Source organism: Mycobacterium sp. DL (genome assembly GCF_039729195.1).
In the GTDB taxonomy this organism is placed as follows: domain Bacteria; phylum Actinomycetota; class Actinomycetes; order Mycobacteriales; family Mycobacteriaceae; genus Mycobacterium; species Mycobacterium hippocampi_A.
Map to the genome: position 1 here is coordinate 1319236 of NZ_CP155796.1, position 21669 is coordinate 1340904.

At 66.9% G+C, this 21669-nt stretch carries 20 protein-coding genes; 10 read left to right on the forward strand and 10 right to left on the reverse strand.

Going from position 1 to position 21669, the window contains the following annotated elements; all coding sequences use genetic code 11:
- Positions 1 to 2: 2 nt before the first annotated feature.
- The gene (gene guaA, locus ABDC78_RS06430) at positions 3 to 1562 is read left to right on the forward strand and encodes a glutamine-hydrolyzing GMP synthase (protein ID WP_178358895.1); all 1560 of its coding nucleotides are present in this window, start codon (positions 3 to 5) and stop codon (positions 1560 to 1562) included.
- Here guaA and ABDC78_RS06435 read toward each other — a convergent pair whose 3' ends face one another.
- Genes ABDC78_RS06435 through ABDC78_RS06455 form a run of 5 tightly spaced genes read right to left on the reverse strand, consistent with a single transcriptional unit; the run spans position 1563 to position 6716 of the window.
- Positions 1563 to 2459, reverse strand: coding sequence for a MerR family transcriptional regulator (locus tag ABDC78_RS06435; RefSeq protein WP_178358896.1), 897 nt, complete (start codon positions 2457 to 2459; stop codon positions 1563 to 1565).
- 9 nt (positions 2460 to 2468) lie between these two features.
- Positions 2469 to 3971, reverse strand: coding sequence for an NAD(P)/FAD-dependent oxidoreductase (locus ABDC78_RS06440; RefSeq protein ID WP_178358897.1), 1503 nt, complete (start codon positions 3969 to 3971; stop codon positions 2469 to 2471).
- Positions 3972 to 3974: 3 nt separating this feature from the next.
- Positions 3975 to 4907 (reverse strand): ferritin-like domain-containing protein, encoded by a 933-nt coding sequence (locus tag ABDC78_RS06445; RefSeq protein ID WP_178358898.1) that lies wholly within the window; start codon positions 4905 to 4907, stop codon positions 3975 to 3977.
- An 8-nt stretch (positions 4908 to 4915) separates the two neighbouring features.
- Positions 4916 to 5746, reverse strand: a complete 831-nt coding sequence (locus ABDC78_RS06450) for an SDR family NAD(P)-dependent oxidoreductase (protein WP_178358899.1) — start codon at positions 5744 to 5746, stop codon at positions 4916 to 4918.
- Between the two features lies 1 nt (position 5747).
- A complete protein-coding gene (locus ABDC78_RS06455; RefSeq protein WP_256736078.1) occupies positions 5748 to 6716 on the reverse strand; it encodes an alpha/beta hydrolase in 969 nt (322 codons plus the stop codon).
- Positions 6717 to 7056: 340 nt separating this feature from the next.
- Between ABDC78_RS06455 and ABDC78_RS06460 the strand changes: the two genes are divergently transcribed.
- The 4 genes from ABDC78_RS06460 to ABDC78_RS06475 are packed head-to-tail and all read left to right on the forward strand — an operon-like array spanning position 7057 to position 10189.
- Entirely contained in the window at positions 7057 to 7692 is a 636-nt protein-coding gene (locus tag ABDC78_RS06460) for a hypothetical protein (protein WP_256736079.1), read from the forward strand.
- Positions 7693 to 7694: 2 nt separating this feature from the next.
- Positions 7695 to 9275 (forward strand): DNA polymerase Y family protein, encoded by a 1581-nt coding sequence (locus tag ABDC78_RS06465; protein ID WP_218620695.1) that lies wholly within the window; start codon positions 7695 to 7697, stop codon positions 9273 to 9275.
- A 48-nt stretch (positions 9276 to 9323) separates the two neighbouring features.
- Positions 9324 to 9770, forward strand: a complete 447-nt coding sequence (locus ABDC78_RS06470) for a MarR family transcriptional regulator (RefSeq protein ID WP_178358903.1) — start codon at positions 9324 to 9326, stop codon at positions 9768 to 9770.
- A complete protein-coding gene (locus tag ABDC78_RS06475) occupies positions 9767 to 10189 on the forward strand; it encodes an organic hydroperoxide resistance protein (protein WP_178358904.1) in 423 nt (140 codons plus the stop codon). Before ABDC78_RS06470 ends, ABDC78_RS06475 begins: the two co-directional genes overlap by 4 nt.
- Positions 10190 to 10191: 2 nt before the next feature.
- Here the strand turns inward: ABDC78_RS06475 and ABDC78_RS06480 are convergent, their stop codons facing one another.
- Positions 10192 to 11163 carry a nucleoside hydrolase gene (locus tag ABDC78_RS06480; protein ID WP_347133481.1) on the reverse strand — a complete coding sequence of 324 codons (972 nt, stop codon included), beginning with the start codon at positions 11161 to 11163 and terminating at the stop codon, positions 10192 to 10194.
- A gap of 53 nt (positions 11164 to 11216) precedes the next feature.
- Positions 11217 to 13220, reverse strand: coding sequence for an SDR family oxidoreductase (locus ABDC78_RS06485; protein WP_178358906.1), 2004 nt, complete (start codon positions 13218 to 13220; stop codon positions 11217 to 11219).
- A gap of 221 nt (positions 13221 to 13441) precedes the next feature.
- On the opposite strand from ABDC78_RS06485, the gene ABDC78_RS06490 reads away from it, so the two are divergent.
- The 5 genes from ABDC78_RS06490 (at position 13442) to ABDC78_RS06510 (ending at position 20180) form a co-directional block, all read left to right on the forward strand.
- Positions 13442 to 13978, forward strand: coding sequence for an RDD family protein (locus ABDC78_RS06490; protein WP_347133346.1), 537 nt, complete (start codon positions 13442 to 13444; stop codon positions 13976 to 13978).
- Positions 13979 to 14003: 25 nt separating this feature from the next.
- Positions 14004 to 14873 carry a MaoC/PaaZ C-terminal domain-containing protein gene (locus ABDC78_RS06495; protein WP_178358908.1) on the forward strand — a complete coding sequence of 290 codons (870 nt, stop codon included), beginning with the start codon at positions 14004 to 14006 and terminating at the stop codon, positions 14871 to 14873.
- Positions 14874 to 15090: 217 nt separating this feature from the next.
- The gene (locus ABDC78_RS06500; RefSeq protein WP_256736065.1) at positions 15091 to 16149 is read left to right on the forward strand and encodes a GGDEF domain-containing protein; all 1059 of its coding nucleotides are present in this window, start codon (positions 15091 to 15093) and stop codon (positions 16147 to 16149) included.
- A gap of 44 nt (positions 16150 to 16193) precedes the next feature.
- Positions 16194 to 19487, forward strand: a complete 3294-nt coding sequence (locus ABDC78_RS06505) for an error-prone DNA polymerase (protein ID WP_178358910.1) — start codon at positions 16194 to 16196, stop codon at positions 19485 to 19487.
- 51 nt (positions 19488 to 19538) lie between these two features.
- Positions 19539 to 20180: a nitroreductase family protein gene (locus ABDC78_RS06510; RefSeq protein ID WP_178358911.1), complete on the forward strand. Its 642-nt coding sequence runs from the start codon at positions 19539 to 19541 to the stop codon at positions 20178 to 20180.
- 10 nt (positions 20181 to 20190) lie between these two features.
- Here the strand turns inward: ABDC78_RS06510 and ABDC78_RS06515 are convergent, their stop codons facing one another.
- From ABDC78_RS06515 to ABDC78_RS06525, 3 genes are all read right to left on the reverse strand, one after another.
- Positions 20191 to 20655: a tRNA (cytidine(34)-2'-O)-methyltransferase gene (locus ABDC78_RS06515; protein ID WP_178358912.1), complete on the reverse strand. Its 465-nt coding sequence runs from the start codon at positions 20653 to 20655 to the stop codon at positions 20191 to 20193.
- A gap of 62 nt (positions 20656 to 20717) precedes the next feature.
- Positions 20718 to 21149 carry an SRPBCC family protein gene (locus tag ABDC78_RS06520; protein WP_178358913.1) on the reverse strand — a complete coding sequence of 144 codons (432 nt, stop codon included), beginning with the start codon at positions 21147 to 21149 and terminating at the stop codon, positions 20718 to 20720.
- A gap of 16 nt (positions 21150 to 21165) precedes the next feature.
- Positions 21166 to 21327, reverse strand: a complete 162-nt coding sequence (locus ABDC78_RS06525) for a hypothetical protein (RefSeq protein ID WP_178358914.1) — start codon at positions 21325 to 21327, stop codon at positions 21166 to 21168.
- Between the last annotated feature and the right edge of the window lie 342 nt (positions 21328 to 21669).

A 21669-nucleotide genomic window follows, 5' to 3' on the forward strand; every position in this document is an offset into this window, starting at 1 on the left:
CGGTGGAATCTGCTGCTCCCCGTCCCGTGTTGGTCGTCGACTTCGGCGCGCAATACGCCCAGCTGATAGCGCGGCGCGTCCGCGAGGCCCGGGTGTACTCGGAGGTCATCCCGCACACCGCCAGCGTCGAGGAGATCAAGGCGCGCAATCCCCGGGCGGTGGTGCTGTCCGGCGGCCCGGCCAGCGTCTACAGCGAGGGTGCTCCGCAACTGGATCCCGCTCTGTTCGACCTCGACGTCCCGGTGTTCGGCATCTGCTACGGATTTCAGGCGATGGCACAGGCTCTGGGTGGCACCGTGGCCCGCACCGGGACCAGTGAGTACGGCCGCACCGAATTGAAAGTCACTGGCGGCCAACTTCATTCCGACCTCCCCGACACCCAGCCGGTGTGGATGAGCCACGGCGACGCGGTCACCGAGGCGCCGGCCGGCTTCGAGGTGGTGGCGACGAGTTCCGGCGCGCCGGTGGCGGCGTTCGAGGACCGGGGACGTCGACTGGCCGGCGTGCAGTACCACCCCGAGGTGATGCACACGCCGCACGGTCAGCAGATTCTGAGTCGTTTCCTCCATGAGTTCGCCGGCATCGACGCGGCGTGGACCCCGGCCAACATCGCCGACGCCCTCGTCGAGCAGGTGCGCGCCCAGATCGGTGACGGCCGGGCGATCTGCGGACTGTCCGGCGGTGTCGATTCGGCGGTCGCGGCCGCGCTGGTGCAGCGGGCGGTCGGGGATCGGCTGACCTGCGTGTTCGTCGACCACGGGTTGCTGCGCGCGGGCGAACGGGCGCAGGTCCAGCGCGATTTTGTCGCCGCGACCGGCGCCAAGCTGGTCACGGTCGACGTGGCCGACCGGTTCCTCGAGGCGCTTTCCGGTGTCACCAACCCCGAGGGCAAGCGCAAGATCATCGGCCGTGAGTTCATCAGGGCGTTCGAGGGTGCGGTGCGAGATGCGCTGGGCGCGGCCGACGGGGAGGTCGAGTTCCTGGTCCAGGGAACGCTGTACCCCGACGTGGTGGAGTCCGGCGGGGGTTCGGGAACCGCGAACATCAAGAGCCACCACAACGTCGGCGGACTGCCCGGCGACCTCAAGTTCAGGCTCGTCGAGCCGCTGCGGCTGCTGTTCAAGGACGAGGTCCGCGCGGTCGGGCGGGAACTGGGTCTTCCGGAGGAAATCGTTGCGCGTCAACCGTTTCCGGGTCCCGGTCTGGGCATCCGGATCGTCGGTGAGGTCACGGCCGATCGGCTCGACACGTTGCGCCGCGCCGATGCCATCGCCCGCGAGGAACTGACGTCGGCCGGTCTGGATCACCAGATCTGGCAGTGCCCGGTGGTGCTGCTGGCCGACGTCCGCTCGGTCGGCGTGCAGGGCGACGGCCGCACCTACGGGCATCCGATCGTGCTGCGTCCGGTGTCCAGCGAGGACGCGATGACCGCCGACTGGACGCGGGTGCCCTACGAAGTGCTGGAACGGATTTCGACCCGCATCACCAACGAGGTGCGTGAGGTGAACCGGGTGGTGCTGGATGTCACCAGCAAGCCGCCGGGCACCATCGAGTGGGAGTGACTACTCCTCGGCTGCTTGGGCTGGACTCTCGATCGACTGCGCCAGGATCCCCGCCACCACCGATTCGACGTTCGCCTCGATCGAGGACGTCAACGTCGCGGTGACGGCCGACACCGCGACCGTGCGGAACCGCACCAGCATCGTGATCAACTCGGCCATCTCGGTGTCCGGTGGCAACTCCGCCCCCGGGTTGAGGCGGTCGCCGATGTGGTCCACACCGGCGCGCACCAGGATGCCGCTGATCTGATCGACGAGCGGGGTGATCTGCTCGTGGATGTCGATCAGCTTGCCGGTGTCCACGCCGTACTGCCGGATCTCGTTGAACGCCTCGATCAGCTTGGGTCGCATGATCGTCGCGTCGACACCGTCGTTCTCCAGCTTGATCACCCCGAGGGCGATCATCCGGTCGAACCCGGCGTCGTCGTCGACGAGCGTCCTCGCCTCGGCCAGCGACATGCGCTGCGGCTTCTCCGCAGCCCAGCTCCCCGAGATCGCCGATTCCAGGCCCAGCATGTCCCCAACGTCCTTGCCCTGCTCCCAGGCCGACAGCATCTCGTTGACGTGCGCGATGTTGTAGCCACGGTCGAGCAGTGAGGTGATCATCCGCAGGCGGGTCAGGTGGGTGTCGTTGAACAGTGCGATCCGGCCGACCCGCAGCGGCGGATGCAGCAGGCCGCGGTCGCGGTAGACCCGGATGTTGCGGGTCGTGGTGCCGGCCAGTCGGGCCAGGTCCTCGATGCGGTACTCGCCGGAGGCCGCGACGCCGTGCGGTTGCACCGCGGCGTCGAAGAGTTGCGACACCGCTGTCTCGACCACGTCCCGGGACCCGCGACGGATCCGTCGCAGGATCGTCGGGATCGGTCCGCTCGGCGGACGCGGCGGCCTGGGCCCGGACATCAAGACTTCTCAGGCCGTCGAGATGACCACTCGCGGGCGCACGTCGCGTGCCACCGCGTGATAATCCTCGAACCGGAACTGCCGCATCTGTCGAAGATACTGCGTCGCGAACCCGGGGTACATCGAGGCATTGAAACCGTCAGCGGTCAGATACCAGCTGTTGCACCCGGTCATCCAGGTGGTCTTGGTCAATCGCTGCTGGATGTCGTCGTTGTGGCGGCGCTGAACCTCGGCGCGCACGTCGAGGTAGCGCAGGTTCTGGTTGAGGATCGTGGTGATCCCGGTGACCGCGTAGTCCAGTTGGCCCTCGACGTAGACCAGCAGCGAGTTGTGGCCCGGCCCGGAGTTCGGCCCGCACATGAAGAACAGGTTCGGATAGCCGTGCGCGCTGGCGCTCTTGTAGGCCTCGGCGTGCCCGGCCCACTCCTGCTGCAGCGACCGGCCGCCGAGTCCGGTGACCGGGAACGGCGGGCCGGACAGATGCACGTCGTAGCCGGTGGCGAACACGATTGCGTCGAGGTGGTGCTCGATTCCGTCGCTGGTGCGGATCCCGACGGGGCTGAGGGTGGCGATCGGCCAGTCGATCAGCTTGCAGTTGTCGCGCTGCAGAGCGGGGTAGTAGTCGCTGGAGATCAGCATGCGTTTGCAGCCGGGCGTGAAGTCGGGGGTGAGCTGGCGGCGCAGCCAGGGGTCGGCGACAGTGCGGCGCAGATGCGCCTTGCCCAGGCGGCCGACCAGGCGGCTCAGCGGCGTGTTCCACACCAGGGCGGTGGCGCTCGCCTCATGGCCCCAGAACAGCGCCTGACGGGCGAGTTCCTGGGTTGCGGGCACCTTCGCGAACAGCGATTGCACCGCCGCCGGCATCGGGACGTCGAGGCGCGGGAGCACCCAGCCGGGGGTCCGCTGGAACACCTTGACGAACTCGGCCGTCTTGACCAGTTCGGGAACGATCTGCACAGCACTGGCGCCGGTGCCGATCACCGCGACGCGTTTGCCGGTGAAGTCGTAGTCGTGATCCCAGGCCGCGCTGTGGATCTTGTGGCCTTCGTAGCTGTTGATGCCGCGGATGTCGGGCAGCTTGTGATCTGCCAGCGGGCCGCCCGCGAGTACCACGGTTCGTGCCTGGAACCGTTTGCGCCCCTTGGTGGTCGCCGTCCACACCCCGGCGTCCTCGTCGAAGCTCAGGCCGGTGATCTCGGTGTTGAAACGGATCAACGGCCGCAGTCCGTGCTGATCGGTCAGATCCTCGATGTGTCGGCAGATCTCGTCACCTGACGGGTACGCCCGCGACCACGTCGGGTTCTTGACGAACGAGAACGAGTACAGCAGCGACGGGATGTCGCAGGCCACACCGGGGTAGGTGTTGTCCCGCCACGTTCCACCGACGCGATCGGTGCGTTCGACGATGACGAGGTCGTCGACGCCGGCTCCTCTGAGCTTGATCGCGGCGCCCAGGCCGGTGAACCCGGCGCCGACGATGAGGGTGTCGTGAATGCGGTTGGTGGCAGCCATGTGTCAGGCCGCCGGCTCGTGGGTGAGTTCCTTGAACCACGACGGGATCGGCTTGAGCAGCGCCTTGGGGTAGTAGTCGGACGCCCACACCATCGGGTTGGCCAGCCAGTGATACGGGTTGTTCGGTTTGACGACCATTCGCGCGTGCAGTTTCAGGATCTGATACGTCGGAACCCGCCAGGTGCTCTCGCTGCGTTCGCCGAGCGTCTTGAACCGATTCATCGCGTTGTAGAGCTTCTCGGGTTGCAGGCCCATGTCGACGATGTTGTTGCGCATCCGGTTCAGCAGCGGGATGTACATGATGGCGCCGATAATGAGGCCGGGTGTGGCGACGTTGCCGACGAACTGCACCAGCAGGCGGCGCGCGTCGGCCTGGCCGATCATGTTGAGTACCTCGAAATCAACTGCGATGTGCCGGGATTCGTCGTTGTTGATCTTCTCGAAGACCTGGTGACAGACCGGGTCGTGCACCTCTTCGAGCAGGAACTTCAGCAGCGCGCCGTCGAGTGCCACCTCGAGCATCGGGATGACGGTGCCCAGGATCGACAGCGACATGTCGTCGGCGTAGGTGTCGAGCCACTCGATCGCCAACCGGATGTTGACGTTGGGTTCGGGCATCTCGCCGTCGTCGAGCATGCCCCACCGCTTCATCAGGGCCAGTTCGGCGTTGGCGTGGCGCTGCTCCTCGGCGTGGAAGTAGCGGTAGATCTCTGCCAGTGTCGGCGTCGGCGCCTTCTTGGCCATCGCGGCGAACCCGCGTGCACCGACGTTCTCGATCCAGCACAGGTCGGCCATGAACGCCTTGAGCTTGGGCCGCATCTCGTCGGTGATCATCTCGGCACCCGGAGCGTCCCAGTCGATGTCGGCCAGTGCCCACTGGCGATCCTTGATCTTCGCCAGCATGACATCCATGTCGATTTTTGTTTTCACGGCCATGACCCTCTCTACGTGGTGACTCGAGTGGTGAAGCCGACGGCGCGGGTGTACACCGTCGGGGTGAAACGCTTGATGCCCCAACCGATCCGGGCTTCGGGCTGCGGCATGCAGTAGAGGCCGCCGCGGTCGAGGGTGTCCAGGCAGGTCCGGGCGACGCGCTCGGGGGAGAAGCCGATCCACCGCATCAGCTGATCGGCGAGCTGGGTGGATTGATCGGAGATGCGACCAGCTTCGACGATATTAGTCTTGACGAACGTCGGGCACAGCACGGTGACGTTGACGCCGGTGCCCGCCAGTTCGGCGGCCAGGGTCTCCGAAAGCGACAGGGTGCCTGCCTTGCTGACGTTGTAGGCGGCCATGCCGGGCGCGGCGCCGAACGCCGCCGCCGAGGCGACGTTGATGATGCCTGCGGGCCTGCCTGCTTCCCGCAGGATCGGGGCGAACACGTGGCAGCCGTGGATCGGTCCCCACAGATTGACGTCGAGCACCCAGTTCCAGTCGGCCAGATCGGTCTCACCGATGGCGGCCCCGCCGGCGCCGACGCCCGCATTGTTGATCACCAGCGTAGGTGGGCCGTCGAACCAGGACTGGGCCTCCTCGGCGAGCTGATGTACCTGCTCGATCTTGGTGACGTCGCACTGGACCGGCAGCGCCCGGCCGCCGGCGGCTTCGATGGTTTTTGAGGTCAGGCGGGCAGCTTCGAGGTTGACGTCGCTGCACACCACGCGACCGCCGCGGCTTGCCAGTTCGACGGCGAATGCGGCACCGATACCGCTGCCCGCGCCGGTGATCACGGCGTCGGCGGCGCGGCTACGCTTCGTGCTGAAGAGACCCAGCATCTCAGCCCACCTGTCCGATGCTGTTGGTGCGCAGCGAGTCTGCGACGAATGTGGCGATCTTCCGCATCGCCGGTGCGGCCTCTGGGGTGAGCCGCGGCAGCGCGTGGAAGACGTGCACCTGACCGGGCCAGATCTGGAGGTCGCAGCGGCCGCCCGCGGCGGTGAGGTCCTCGGCGAGGGTGATGGCGTCGGCCGCGAGCATCTCTGCACCTCCCGCGTGGATCAGCGTCGGCGGCAGCGGGCGTCCGCCCGCGACGTCCAGTGCCAGCCGTGGATGGGTGGGATCGATGCCAGCGCAGTACAACTCGACCAGGCGTGCGGCGTCGCGGGATCTGATCGCCGGATCGGGGCAGGTGAGCTCGCGGGTGCGGGCGAGACCGAACGTCAGATCCACCAGTGGAGAGAGCAGCACGAGGCTTGCGGGATGCCGGATGTCGGGTTGCAGCATCAGGTCGACGGCGAGGTGACCACCCGCCGAGTCGCCGGCCACCACGATCTGCTCGGGGGGTATCCCGCACTGTTCGGTCAGCCAATGCCAGCCGTGCCGGACATCGTCTGCGGCAGTGGGGAAGCGGTGCCGCGGCGCCAACCGGTAGTCGACGCTGAAGACGGGGAGTCCCGTCAGTTGCGACAGCCACGAGGTGAGCCGGCGGTGGGTGCGTGGTGAGCACAACGCATAACCGCTGCCGTGGACGAAGTAGATCGCATGCGTGGTGCCCTGACGGGCTACGCCCTTACCGTGGACCCACTCGCCCACGACCCGGTGTCCGTCGGAGGTCCTGGTGTCGACCGGGGTGACGTCGGTCCCGGCCAGGGACGGCCCGAAAGCATCCATGATCCTTGCGACGATCTGTCGGGAGGTCCACAGCCCCCAGGCCTGATCGGCGGGGAGGATGCTGCTGATCTGGCGCAGCGTCAGGCTGCTGATGGCCACGGCACTGCGGGATCGCAGCGACCCTCGTTCCGGCAAAGGACACGCCTGCTCGTCATTGGGCACGCTTCGGAGTACATCCCGAATGGTGACATTTGTCAATGGCACCATTTGTCGGTGTGGCCATTGGGCCTGGATGCTCGTTGAGACTGCACTGAGGGCGCAGAAGTGAGAGTGGGGCGCGCCGCCAGCGCAGTCTCAACGCCGAGGAACTTCGGTTGACGCTGTCGGTGGCGGGGTGTTTACTGGGGCTTCGAACATATTTTCGAACATAGTGTCTGAGTCGGGTGATGTTGGAGGGGCTGCTGTGACATTGGCAGTGAACGCTGATAAGCGTCCGGCGCACCGCGCTGAACAGGTAGAACAGCTGCGCAAGCAGATGGCCACGGTGTCCGAGAAGATGGCTGGGAAGGGGGGCGGGAACCACCGGGCGGCACCGCCGGATCCGGAGCTCTCATCCGGTCACGATTCTTTGCTGCCGATGCCTGATTCGCTGGCTGAGCTGCTTCCCCAGTCGTTGCCCCGCGGGTCTGTGGCGGTGCTCTCAGGCGCCCGCTCGCTGCAATTGAGCATGGTCGCTGCGGTGACGGCGGAGGGTGGTCACGTCGCCATCATCGGCCAGCCCGATGTGGGACTGCTCGCCGCGGTGGAGATGGGGGCGGACCTGAGCAGGATCGCGGTCATCCCCGAACCGGGGGCCGACCCCGTCGAGGTGGCCGCGGTCCTGATGGACGGAATGGATCTGGTGGTCCTCGGCCTGGGTGGTCGATCGGTGCCGGCGACCCGCGCCAGGGCGGTGGTCGCCCGGGCCCGGCAGCGCGGGTGCACGCTGCTCGTCACCGATGGGGACTGGCAGGGAGCCTCCGCCCGGTTGGACGCTCATGTCAGTGGTTACGACGTGGTCGGCGCCGGTCGCGACGCGCCCACTCCGGGATGCGGGCGGATCGGCCGGGTTCGGCTGGCCATGTGTGCCCGGGGGCGCTCCATCGGCACCGCGCGTGCGGTAGGCGGCTAGGTATGGTCGGCTCCAGGGTTCTGGCGCTCTGGTGCATGGACTGGCCGGCGGTCGCCGCGGCGGCGGCCGCAGGCCTGCCCTCGACGGTGCCGATAGCGGTCACGCTGGCCAACCGTGTCATCGCATGCTCGGCGGCAGCGCGCGCCGCGGGGGTGCGCCGGGGGCTGCGCCGCCGGGAGTCGCAGGCCCGATGCCCGGAACTGCACGTCGTCACCGCCGATCCCGCCCGCGATGCCCGGCATTTCGAGCACGTCACGGCTGCGGTGGACAACCTGGTGCCGCGTGCGGAGGTGCTGCGCCCCGGCCTGCTGGTGCTGTCGGTGCGCGGCGCGTCCCGGTACTTCGGTTCCGAGCAGGCCGTCGCTGAACGGCTGGTCGACGCGGTGGCCGCGGCCGGCGCCGAATGCCAGGTCGGCATCGCCGATCAGTTGCCCACCGCCGTGTTCGCCGCACGGGCGGGAAGAATCGTCGATTCCGGTCAGGACGCGCAGTTCCTGTCGCAGATGTCGATCCGGCAGTTGGCCGCCGAACCCAGTCTGGCGCCTGTCACCCGTGAGGGCCTGGCGGATCTGCTGTGGCGCATGGGGATCCGCACGATCGGGCAGTTCGCCGAACTTCCCCGAAGCGATGTGGCGTCCCGGTTCGGGGCTGATGCCATCGCCGCGCACCGCCTGGCCCGCGGTGAGCCCGCCCGTGGTCCGTCGGGGCGGGAGCCCGAAACCGAACTCGATGCGGTGATGGACTGTGATCCGCCGATCGACCGGGTGGACGCGGCGGCCTTCGCCGGGCGCTCGCTGGCCGGTGGGCTGCACCGCAGCCTCGAGGCCGCGGGAGTGGGATGCACCAGGCTGGCAATCCATGCCGTGACGGCCAACGGGCAGGAGCTGGAACGTGTCTGGCGATGTGCCGAGCCGCTGACCGAAGACGCCACCGCCGACCGGGTGCGCTGGCAACTCGACGGCTGGCTGAACCGGCGCAACGAGGGTGACCGGCCCAGCGCGCCGATCACGGTGCTGCGGTTGCGCCCGGTGGAGGTGGTGTCGGCGGAGGCCTTGCAGCTGCCGCTGTGGGGTGGTGTGGGGGAGGAGGACAGGCTGCGCGCTCGGCGGGCTCTGGTCCGGGTGCAGGGGCTACTGGGTCCCGACGCGGTCAAGGTTCCGGTGCTCAGTGGGGGCCGGGGGCCGGCTGAACGTGTCACTCTGACTCCACTCGGGGATGAGCTTGTGCCACAGGCAAATCCGGACCAACCGTGGCCGGGTCAGTTGCCCGAGCCGTCGCCGACCGTACTGCTCGACGATCCCGTCGAACTGTTCGACGCCGAGGGCAACGCGGTGCGGGTCACCTCGCGGGGACTGTTCTCCGCAGATCCGTTCCGGCTGGATGCGCCCGGTCGCAAGGGTCGGCTGTCCTGGTGGGCCGGCCCCTGGCCGGTGGACGAACGCTGGTGGGATCCCACGCTGAAACGTGGTCGTACGGCCCGGGTGCAGGTGCTTCTCGGCAGTGACCGGGCGCAGGCGCCGGTAGAGGCACTCCTGCTGTGTTATCGGCAGCGGCGGTGGTATCTCGAGGGAGTCTACGAGTGATGCCAAATTAAATTGCACACAATTGAATTGCAGACTATAGTTCGGGTCATGACGTCACTGGGTCTCGACGACCATCTGTGCTTCGCCCTGTATTCGGCGTCGCGTGCGATGACTGCGGCCTACCGACCGCTACTGGCGGAGTTGGGCCTCACCTATCCGCAGTATCTGGCGCTGCTGGTACTCCACGAAGAGGGCCGCGTCTCGGTCGGTCACCTCGGTGAGCGCCTGCAGTTGGACTCCGGGACCCTTTCGCCGCTGCTGAAACGCCTGGAAGCCGCCGGAATCGTCAGCCGGGAACGGCGCGCCGACGACGAACGTCAGGTCGAGGTCACGCTGACCTCCGAGGGCCGACGACTGCAGCACAAAGCGCAGTGCATCCCCGAAAAACTGTTCCCGTTGACGGGTCTGACCGCCGAGCAGGCCGTAGAACTTCGTGCTGCGGTCACGACACTCACTCACACGCTCGTCGACTCCAACCGAAAGGAAACCGCATGAAAACCCTGTACACCGCAGAGGCACTCGCCATCGGAGAAGGCCGTGACGGCCACGGCCGGACCTCGGACGGCACGCTCGACCTCGACCTCGCCATCCCGAAGGAGATGGGCGGCAGCGGAAACGGCACCAACCCCGAGCAACTCTTCGCCGTCGGCTACGCCGCCTGCTATCACTCCGCGCTGCGGTTGGTCGGCCGGCAGGACAAGGTCGACGTCTCCGACTCCTCGGTAGGGGCCCGGGTCATGTTGGGCCAGAACGATGACGGCGGCTTCGGTCTGGCCGTCGAACTGGAGATCACCTTGCCGAACGTCGATCGCGACACGGCCCGGCAGGTGGCCGAGAAGGCCCACCAGGTCTGCCCCTACTCGAACGCCACCCGGGGCAACATCGACGTCACGCTGACCGTGACCGACGACTGAGGTCAGTCCAGTCGCCGGGCGAACACACCGACCCGGGTGATGAACCGGTCGAAGAACGCCGCAGGGTCGACGTCGACACCGATGAGGGCGTTGGGCTCTCGACCCCAGTGCCCACTCCAGTCGGCGATCGTCATGCCGCGGGTCAACGCGCCGGTCAACTCGACGTCGACCGCCGCGGCCCGGCACCGCACCAGTTCGGTGTCCAGTGCGACCGCCGCTGCAAGTGGGTCGTGCAGGTGGGCCAGGTAGCCCTCACCCTGGTCGTGGTGGAATTCGAAGTAGAAGCGCATCGCGTCCTCGAGCACCCGGATCAGCGGATTGGACGCCGTCGACACCGTGCCTCGCTCGTCGTGCACGCTCATCGGCGTCGACGAGCATCCGGCGGCCGCCGCCAGCTGACTCAGCAGCTCCGGCGTCATCGCGATGTTCTCGGTCACGTTGAGCCCCAACATGATCGGTAATTCACCGGTGGCTCCATCCCACGCCGCCAGTACCTCGGCCGTGGACTCGGGGTCGACGATGACATTCCATTCCGCGACCGGAGTGGTGTTTCCGCGGTAGTCGAACGCGCCGCCCATGATCACCAACCGGCGCAGTAGGCGGGGCAGTGTCGGGTCGGCGCGCAGCGCCAGCGCAAGGTTGGTCAGCGGACCGGTGGCGACTCCCACCAACTCGCCGGGGTGGGCATGGGCGGCCCGCACCCACGCTTCGGCGGCGTCGTACTCGGTGAGGTCCGTGGTCGCTGCCGTTAACCGGGCGTAACCCAGACCGTGCGGTCCGTGGGTGTCCTCCGCCGTCCGCAGCGGCGTGCTGAGCGGATCCGGCGAGCCCATCGACACCGGCACACTGATCCCACACAGCTCCAGAAGGGCCAGGTTGTTCTCACAAACCTGCTGCACGGGAACGTTTCCCGCCGTGGAGGCGATGCCCACCAGATCGGCATCGGTGCTGCCGAACAGATACGCCAGCGCCATCGCGTCGTCGACGCCGGTGTCGACGTCGAGGAACAGCGGCAGGCGCGCCCCGCTCACCAGTGCACGCCGGGAACCAACCGCACCGCCCTCTTGACGGTACGGGGAACCCGCAGCGACCGGACCGGCCGCGCCGGACGCCTGGGCCGTCGCACCGGGGAAGGCGGCGAGTCGGTGACGGAAACGCCACGCGCCGCTGCCGAGTCGGGGTAGCCCAGGTACAGCTGATGCAGTACCCGGCGGGTGAGCCGCGGCGTGAAGTAGGACCCCAGGTCGGACAGTGTCCCGACCGGCGTATCGATGCGCGCGGGCTTCTCCACGAGGCCTCGGACCACCATGGCGGCAGCGTGTTCGGGGGAGATCGGCGGCATCGGGTTGAGCCTACGTGACGGCGCGATCATCGGCGTCTTGACCAGCGGCATGTGGATGGTCGTGAACGTGATGTGATCCGACAGTGTCTCGCTGCCAACAACTTCGGCGAAGGCGTCCAGCGCGGCCTTACTGGGGATGTAGGCGCTGTACTTCGGGCTGCTGGCCTGGACCCCGGCGCTCGACACGTTGACCACGTGACCGAACTGCCTTTCGCGCCAGTGCGGTAACAGTGCCAGCACCATCCGCACCGGGCCGAAGTAGTTGACCGCCATCACGCGCTCGTAGTCGTGGAGTCGGTCGGTGGATGCGACCACCGACCGCCGGATCGACCGTCCGGCATTGTTGACCAGGTAGTCGACGTGGCCGAAGCGCCCGAGAATGTCCTTGACGGTGTGCTCCACCGCTGCGGAATCGGTGACATCGCAGGTGAACGCGTGCGCATCGCCCCCGGTGGCGCGGATCTCGGCGATCAGTCCGTCGAGGGCCTCGGCGTTGCGCGCCAGGGCGAACACCGTGGCCCCGCGTGCGGCCACCGCGATCGCCGATGCCCGGCCGATGCCGCTGGACGCGCCGGTGATGATCACGTGCTTACCGACCAGCGGGCCCTCGGGGTCGTCGCGTCGGGCGCGTTGGGGATCGAGATGCTCGACCCAGTAACGCCACAGCTGGGGGGCGTAGGACGCGAACTCCGGAACGGCGATTCCGGTGCCCTGCAACGCTTCCTCGGTGCGCTCCGCGGTGAACGTCGGCGCGAGGTCGACGACGTCGAGAATCTCACCGGGAATGCCGAGTTGGGTGGCGGCCATGTTGCGCAACACCTTGGCGCGGCCGGTCACCTGCAGGAACGGCGCCGCGGCGGCCCGCGGCAACGACCCCACCAACGGTGGCAGGCCGGCCGCCGGCGCCAGCCCGCGGTAGATGCCCCGCAACCCGATCGTCTTCGGTGCGGTCAGGTGGAACGTCTGACCGTCCCGGCCATCGGCATGCATCAGCGCGGCGATCGCGTCGACCACAAAGTCCACCGGCACGATGTTCGTGCGACCCGTGTCGGGCAGCACCAACGGCGTGAACCTGGGAAGCGCTGTGAGTGCGGACAGAATCCCGAAGAAGTAATAGGGACCGTCGATCTTGTCCATCTCCCCGGTACGGGAATCGCCGACGACAACCGCCGGGCGGTAGATCCGGTACCTGAGCCCGGTCGTCGACCGCACCAGTAACTCCGCTTCGAACTTGGTCTGGTGGTACGGCGTCGGGAGTTCCTGCGCGACATCGAAGTCGTCTTCGGTGAACACGCCGCGGTGGTTCCCGGCGACCGCGATCGACGAGACGTGGTGCAGCGTCGCGTCCAGTCGCCGGGCGAGGGTGATGACCGCCCGGGTGCCATCGACGTTGGCGGCGCGCTGGTGTTCCTCGGGGGCGGCGATGTCGTAGACCGCCGCGCAGTGCAGGACGTGATCAACGCGGCCGAGGTCGGCCAGAGCGGCATCGGTGAGTCCGAGATCCGGCGTCGTCAGGTCACCGACGAGTGGCTGCACCCGGTCATCCCAGCGCTGCGCGAGCCGTTCGAACCTGCCGAGCGACTCCCGCCGGACCAGCACGTGGACCGCCGTGCTGCCGGGAAGTGCGAGGATTCGGTCCACGAGTCGACGCCCGATAAACCCGGTACCGCCGGTAACGACATAGCGCATGCGACACATGTTGACCTGCTGCTGGGCAAACGTCAACACTGTAGGTTCTGTGCGGGGCGGTGCCGTGGGGGTAAGCGAATCAACTGTGAACGGTTATTTTCGCCGAGGATGCGAGTCGATCTGACATGGCCAATGGATCACTTCCACCGCCCGGCTGGTACCCAGACCCATCGGCGAAAGCCGGACATCGATACTGGGACGGCACTGCCTGGGGAGCCACAGTGCCGCCGCCTCAGCCGACGCTCCCCGCACTGCCGACACAGGCCTACACGCCGTGGATCACCCGGCTCGGCGCGTTCGCAGTCGACATCGTCCCCGCTGCCGTCGTCTTCGTTACCGCTGGGCTGATCGGCCAGATCGCCACGGACTGCGCGTTTCTCAGCGTCGACACGACCGACGTCGGGCACTGCGGCTGGGCGGTCTCCTCAAATGGGGACACCCTTCTGACGCTCGCCCTGCTCGCCGCGCTGGCTTCGTATGCCCTGGGGCTGGCCTTCTGCCTGTGGAACTGGGGCTACCGACAGGGCAAGACGGGTTCGAGCGTGGGTAAGTCGTTGCTGAAGTTCAAGGTCGTCAGCGAAAAGACCTGGCAACCAATCGGATTCGCACAGTCCACAGCGCGCCTGCTCGTCCACTTCCTCGTCGACCTGTTTCTCTGCATCGGTTTCTTGTGGCCGCTGTGGGATTCGCGGCGGCAGACGTTCGCCGACAAGATCGTCGGCACGATATGTGTGCCGAAGGACCACCCGGACGCCTGAAATCGGGCACGCTAGTGTCGCGTCCATGCCCATCGATCCGAACGCCGTCGGCGCCACTACCCCGCCCCAGATCTTCGAATGGACCGACCGCGACACGCTGCTGTATGCGCTCGGCGTCGGGGCCGGCCTCGACGATCTCGCCTTCACCACCGAGAACAGCCACGACATCGAGCAGCAGGTGCTGCCCACCTACGCCGTCATCGCCTGCTCACCGTTCGCCGCCGCGGCCAAGATCGGCTCGTTCAACTTCAGCAAGCTGCTGCACGGATCCCAGGCCATCCGGGTGTTCGCGCCGCTGCCCCCGGCCGGCAAGCTCAGCGTGGTCTGCGAGGTGGCCGACATCCAGGACAAGGGCGAGGGCAAGAACGCGATTGTGATGCTCAAGGCCACCGGCAGCGACCCGGACAGCGGTCAGGCCGTCGCCGAAACCCTCACCACCCTGGTCATCCGCGGGGAGGGCGGCTTCGGAGGGCAGCCGGGTCAGCGCCCGGCCGCGCCCGAGATCCCCGAGCGTGATCCCGACGCACGGGTGGCGCTGCCCACCCGTGAGGACCAGGCACTGATCTACCGGCTCTCCGGGGATCGCAACCCGCTGCACAGCGACCCGTGGTTCGCCCGCGAACTGGCCGGATTCCCCCGACCGATCCTGCACGGCCTGTGCACCTACGGGGTTGCCGGACGAGCGCTGGTCGCCGACCTCGGCGGAGGTGACGCGTCGAAGATCACGGCGATCTCGGCCCGCTTCACCTCGCCGGTCCTGCCCGGCGACACCCTGACGACGTCGATCTGGCGTGTGGAGTCCGGTCGCGCCGTGTTCCGCACCGAGGCCGCGAACCCGGACGGGTCGGAAGCCCGTCTGGTGCTCGAGGACGGCGTGGCCGAATACGCCGGCTGAGACAGCACTTTCCCTTTCTCTGTGCAAATGTTTGCTGGCTGGTAGCCTTCCTCTGTGCGAGGGGGTTTTGAACTGGAGCGAGGATGGCCACATCCGGGGTGGGTGAATGTTTGATGGTTTGCGGAGTTCTCCGGTTGCATCAATAGGGCCTGCACTGTGGCGAACCGATCAGTACTACTGGTTTACTGCGGTCCTCGCCTCACGTGGTCTGCAGACCATGACCTGCCGCCTGGTGGCGGTCTGCATCGCGGCTACCGGACTGATTCCGCTGGTGTTGATGACCAGTCGACTCGGGCCGCCGAACCTACCCACCCGGATCATCGCCATCGCCATCGCCATCGCCAGTCTTTCGATGGCGATGCTGTGGCTGCGCCACCACTGGCCCACCAGGGCGCAGTCGCTGGGCTGTGTCGTGGTCGGGTCTTTTGCCATCGGCGGGTCCGCGCTCATCGTCCCGAGTCCGATCGTCGGCTTCCTCGGCGCCACCACCTATGTGGTGCTGACCGCCTTTGTGGTGTGCTTCCACACGTATCGACTGCTGTGGGTGATCTGGCCGATCGCCGTGTCGGTTCTGGCGGTGTTGTTCATCCGGTTGGCGCCGACAGACCTTGCGCTGGACGTGTGTGCCGCGGGTGTGGTGATCCTGCTCAACGTCTTCATCGCCTTCACCTGCCGGGCGGCGATCAAGTTGATTCAGCCCGACGCCCACCACAGTGACATCGAGCAACTGACCGGCCTGTTGCACCGTGATGCGTTCTACCGCAACGTGGCCACGCTGCTGGCTTCGCGCAGTCGCAGCGACGACCAGTACCTGGTCGTGGTGGCCGTGAACATCGACAGTTTCTCGCTGCTGATCGGATTGTCGGGCGAGCGTGGCGGCGACCGCGCGCGCGTGGCGGTGTCGCAGGCGCTGCGCGAGACCGTCAGGCACAACGCGATCGTCGCGCACATCTCCGAGGGCGGTTTCAACGACTTCCTCGTCGCCGACACGTTCACCAGCGCCGACTCCTCGCCGCTGGTGGAGCGGATCCGCGGCGCGATCGCCGTCACGCCGCAACGTCTGACGGCCAGTATCGGTGTGGTCGTCACACCGTTGGCTCCGCTGGCGGCCGAGCCTCCCGACGAAGTGGTCGACAAGTTGATCGCGATCGCGACCACCGCCATCGAGCAGGCGCGGATGGCCGGCGGCAATCAGGTTCGGTACGTGCTGCGGCCCAAGCTGGGGGAGGACCAGACCGACGAGGACGACTCACCGGAACACGGCAGGACCGGCTGAGCAACGACCTCGACGATCGAACAATTGTTCGATAGATTGGCGAGGTGGGTTGGAACGACGGTCCGTCGACCTGGACGGAGATGGAGCGCGTCCTCACCAGCAAGCCGCGCCGCAGCGGGGTGCCGATGAGTCAGCCGCCCGGCGATGGTGGTGACAGTCCGGCCTGGTCGCGCAAGCGGGGCGAGTACGAGGCGGTCGGGATCCAACGGTCGGGTTCTGCTCGGTCCTACGCGGAACTGCACAGCCATTCGGCCTACAGCTTTCTCGACGGGGCCAGTACACCCGAAGAACTCGTGGAAGAGGCTGCCCGGCTCGACCTGCGGGCCATCGCGCTGACCGACCACGACGGGCTCTACGGCGTGGTGCGGTTCGCCGAGGCGGCCAAGGAGCTGGGGGTGGCCACGGTGTTCGGTGCGGAGTTGTCGTTGGGAGGGGGAAGCCGCACCGACGAGCCCGACCCGCCCGGACCGCACCTGCTGGTGCTCGCCCGAGGACCGGAAGGGTATCGGCGACTGTCGAGGCAATTGGCGGTCGCGCATCTGGCCGGCGGCGAGAAGGGCACGTTGCGCTACGACTTCGACGCACTGACCGAGGCTGCGGGTGGGCACTGGCAGATCCTGACCGGGTGCCGCAAAGGCCATGTCCGTCAGGCTCTTTCGACAGGTGGTCCGGATGCCGCCGCGGCGGCCCTCGCGGACCTGGTGGACCGGTTCGGCCGCGACCGCGTCAGCGTCGAGCTCAGCCACCACGGCCACCCGCTCGACGATGAGCGTAATGCGGCACTGAGCGAGTTGGCACCCCGCTTCGGCCTCGGTGTTGTCGCCACCACCGCGGCGCACTTCGCCGCACCCGCCCGCGGCCGGCTTGCCATGGCGATGGGTGCGATTCGGGCCAGGCGATCCATGGACGAAGCGGCGGGTTATCTCGCACCGCTGGGTGGTTCGCATCTGCGATCCGGAGACGAGATGGCGCAGCTTTTTGCACACTGCCCGGAGGTGGTGACCGCTGCCGCCGAACTCGGTGAGCAGTGCGCTTTCGGGCTGGCTCTGATCGCGCCGCAACTGCCGCCGTTCGACGTGCCCGACGGACACACCGAGATCAGCTGGCTCCGGCATCTGGTCGCCGACGGCGCCCGGGACCGCTACGGCCCACCGGAGCGCGCACCCCGCGCGTACACCCAGATCGAACATGAGCTCAACGTCATCGAACAGTTGGGCTTTCCCGGCTACTTCCTTGTGGTGCACGACATCACCCGGTTCTGCCGGCTCAACAACATCCTGGCTCAGGGTCGGGGTTCGGCGGCCAACTCGGCGGTCTGTTACGCACTCAAGGTCACCAACGTCGACCCGGTCGCCAACGAGTTGCTGTTCGAGCGCTTTCTGTCGCCGGCCCGCGACGGTCCGCCCGACATCGACATCGACATCGAATCCGATCTGCGGGAGAACGTGATCCAGTACGTCTACCAGCGCTACGGTCGTGAGTACGCAGCGCAGGTGGCCAACGTGATCACCTACCGCGGTCGCAGCGCGGTGCGGGACATGGCTCGCGCACTGGGGTTTTCGCAGGGACAGCAGGATGCCTGGAGCAAGCAGATCAGCCGGTGGAACGGCCTTGCCGACTCGCCTGATGTGGAGGGCATTCCGGACCAGGTGGTCGATCTGGCCATGCAGATCTCCAACCTGCCCAGGCACATGGGCATCCATTCCGGCGGCATGGTGATCTGCGACCGCCCGATCGCCGACGTGTGCCCGGTCGAATGGGCCAGGATGGAGAATCGCAGTGTGTTGCAGTGGGACAAAGACGACTGTGCCGCAATCGGTTTGGTGAAGTTCGACCTGCTGGGCCTGGGCATGCTCTCGGCGCTGCACTATGCGATCGATCTGGTAGCCGAGCACAAAGGCATCACCGTGGACCTGTCCAGGCTGGACCTCGGCGAGCAGGCGGTCTACGAGATGCTGCAGCGGGCGGACTCCGTCGGGGTGTTCCAAGTGGAGTCGCGCGCCCAGATGGCCACGCTGCCCCGGCTGAAACCGCGGGTGTTCTACGACCTCGTGGTCGAGGTGGCTCTGATCCGTCCGGGACCGATCCAGGGCGGGTCGGTGCATCCGTACATCAAGCGGCGCAACGGGTTGGAGCAGGTCACCTACGACCATCCGTCGATGGAGTCGGCGCTGCGAAAGACGTTGGGGGTGCCGCTTTTCCAGGAGCAGCTGATGCAGTTGGCCGTCGACTGCGCCGGGTTCTCCGCGGCCGAAGCCGACCAGTTGCGTCGTGCGATGGGTTCCAAACGTTCGACGGAGAAGATGCGGCAGTTGCGGAGTCGGTTCTTCGACGGGATGGCCGGGTTGCACGGTATCACCGGGGAGGTGGCCGAGCGCATCTACGAGAAGTTGGAGGCTTTTGCCAACTTCGGTTTCCCGGAAAGCCATTCACTGAGTTTTGCGTCGCTGGTGTTCTACTCGTCGTGGTTCAAACTGCACCATCCCGCGGCGTTCTGTGCGGCGCTGCTGCGGGCCCAGCCGATGGGTTTCTATTCACCACAGTCGCTGGTCGCCGACGCCCGCAGGCACGGTGTCCTCGTGCACGGACCTGACGTCAACGCCAGCCTCGCACACGCCACGCTGGAGAACGCGGGCCTGGAGGTGCGACTCGGACTCGGCAGCGTGCGTCACCTCGGCGACGAATTGGCGCAGCGATTGGTCGACGATCGGAACATCAACGGGCCCTTCGCTTCTCTGCTCGATCTGACCGGAAGGCTGCAGCTGTCGGTTCCCCAGACCGAGGCGCTGGCCACTGCGGGGGCGCTGGGCTGTTTCGGATCCTCCCGACGGGAAGGGCTGTGGGCCGCGGGAGCAGCAGCCACGCAGCGTCCCGACCGGCTGCCGGGGGTCGGGTCGGCGTCGCACGTCCCGTCGTTGCCCGGGATGACCGAGTTGGAGTTGGCCGCCGCCGACGTGTGGGCGACGGGGGTGTCACCGGACAGCTATCCGACCCAGTTCCTGCGCGAGGACCTCGATGCGCTGGGGGTGATCCCCGCCGACCGGTTGCTGTCGGTGCCCGACGGGACCCGGGTGCTGGTCGCCGGTGCGGTCACCCATCGGCAGCGACCCGCCACGGCTCAGGGGGTGACGTTCATGAACCTCGAGGACGAGACGGGGATGGTCAACGTGCTGTGCTCACGAGGGGTGTGGTCACGCCACCGCCGGCTGGCCCAGACGGCGTCGGCTCTGGTGGTCCGCGGCATCGTGCAGAACGCCACCGGCGCGGTCACGGTGATCGCCGAGCGGATGGACAAGCTCGGCATGCGGGTGGCGTCGAAGTCCCGCGACTTCCAATGACCCCCTGCTGGTATGCAATTCCGGCAGCGGCACCGAATGTAGTCTCGGGAAATGACCTTGAACCTGTCTGCCGATGAAGTCCTGACCACCACGCGTTCGGTACGCAAGCGGCTGGATTTTGACAAACCGGTTCCGCGCGAGGTTCTGATGGAGTGCCTCGACATCGCGCTGCAAGCGCCCACCGGCTCGAACAACCAAGGATGGCAATGGGTGTTCGTCGAGGACCCGGAGAAGAAGAAGGCGATCGCCGACATCTACCGCACCAACGCGACGCCGTACCTGAACCAGCCCAAACCGCAGACCGGCGACATGCGCGACGAGCAGCGACCCCGGGTAGAGGACTCCGCGAGGTATCTCAACGATCACCTTCACGAAGTGCCGGTGATGCTGATCCCGTGCTTGGAAGGGAAACCGCAGGACACCGTGTCAGGGGCCAGCGCCGGATTCTGGGGCTCCCTGCTGCCCGCGGCGTGGAGTTTCATGCTGGCGTTGCGGTCCCGTGGACTGGGCTCGGCGTGGACGACCCTGCACCTGCTCGGCGACGGCGAGCGGCAGACCGCCGAACTGCTCGGCATCCCGTTCGAGAACTACAGCCAGGCCGGGCTGTTCCCGATCGCGTACACCAAGGGCACCGACTTCCGGTTGGCCAAGCGACTGCCCGCCGAGCAGTTGACCCACTGGGACACCTGGTAACCCACCCGGATCACACCGCCCCGGTAAACCCCTGCTGTCGCCAGGCCTCGTAGACGGCGACGGCGGCGGCGTTGGACAGGTTCAGCGACCGTCGGCCGCTGAGCATCGGAATTCTCGCCTGGGCGGTGAGGTGCGGGTCGCTCAGCGTCGACTGATCGAGGCCGGTGGGTTCCGGGCCGAACATCAACACGTCGCCGGGTTCGTAGGCGATGTCGGCGAACGACGCCGTGGCGTGTGCAGTGAAGGCGAAGACTCGGGCCGGCATCAGCACCTCCCAGGCTGCTGCGAGGTCCCGATGCACGGTCACCGATGCGAGGTCGTGGTAGTCGAGGCCGGCGCGGCGCAACTTCGGTTCGGACAGGTCGAAGCCCAACGGTTCGACCAGATGCAGTTCACACCCGGTACCCGCCACCATGCGGATGGCATTGCCCGTATTGGGAGCGATGCGAGGCGAATAGAACATCACCCGGAACATCCGACGACGGTAGAGCGCGCGGGGCCGCTCGTCGACAGCGGGTTTGTGCGGAGGTTCGACGCCTACTTCGTCAGAGCTTTCTCACACCCGGCGAGGATCGCCGCGAAGGTGGATCGGATCAGCGGTGCAGTGATGGTTTCCAGTGCTCTGCCGCCCGCGCGAATCGGATGCGTGTAGGTGGTCAACCAGTCGACATGGGTTCCGTGCTCGGACGGAGTGCATATCACCGTGCCGCCTTCGTGGTCGAAGGCCGGCACTGCGCGCACGATCTTGTACGAGTAGCTGCGCGGCGCGTCGTACAACGTGATCTCTTCGCGCAGCCACATGCCCACTGCAATCGCTTCGCGCACCGCACCGGGGCCGGGTGTCGCCCCTTTGACGTAGCCCGCTCTGAGTATGAGGGGGCCGGCGGCGAGGTTGACCGGGTCCGCCAGCCAGTCGAAGACCCGCTCGGGGGACGCGCGGATGGTGCGTGTGACGTGAAGTCTGACCATCGGTCGACAGCGGTTCTTACGCTGAGAGGCCGAGTTCCTCTTCGTACGCGGCGATGACCACCAGACCGGTGTGCGTTTCGACGTCCACGACTTCGCCGCTCATCACCCTCATCATGGGGGAGTCGACGATCAGTGCGAGATCGGCCAGAGTGGACAGGTCATCGTCGTCGCGATACATAACGCACCTCCGTGTTGTGGATCACACTACCCGTAGCTGTGTAATTCCAATCACTCTGCTGTGCGTCAATTATGCCGTGTCCGTTGTCTTCTCCCGACTTCGAAGGGGTAACGATCCCCTCTCGGTTCGGCCGACGCGACGGCGCACCCCTCGAATGAGTTTGCTGCGGAAGCGCGCAACGTTTTGGTCACGGGTTTGCGGGCTTCGCTGTTCAGTGTGAATTGTGGAATCCGGGTGACTTGGCTGGCATACTCGTCGAATTGCCAGGCGTAGCAGGCCCGTCCGCGCGAGGGCGACATCAGCAGGAAGCCTTATGACCGACGCTCGATTGATGAACTGCGG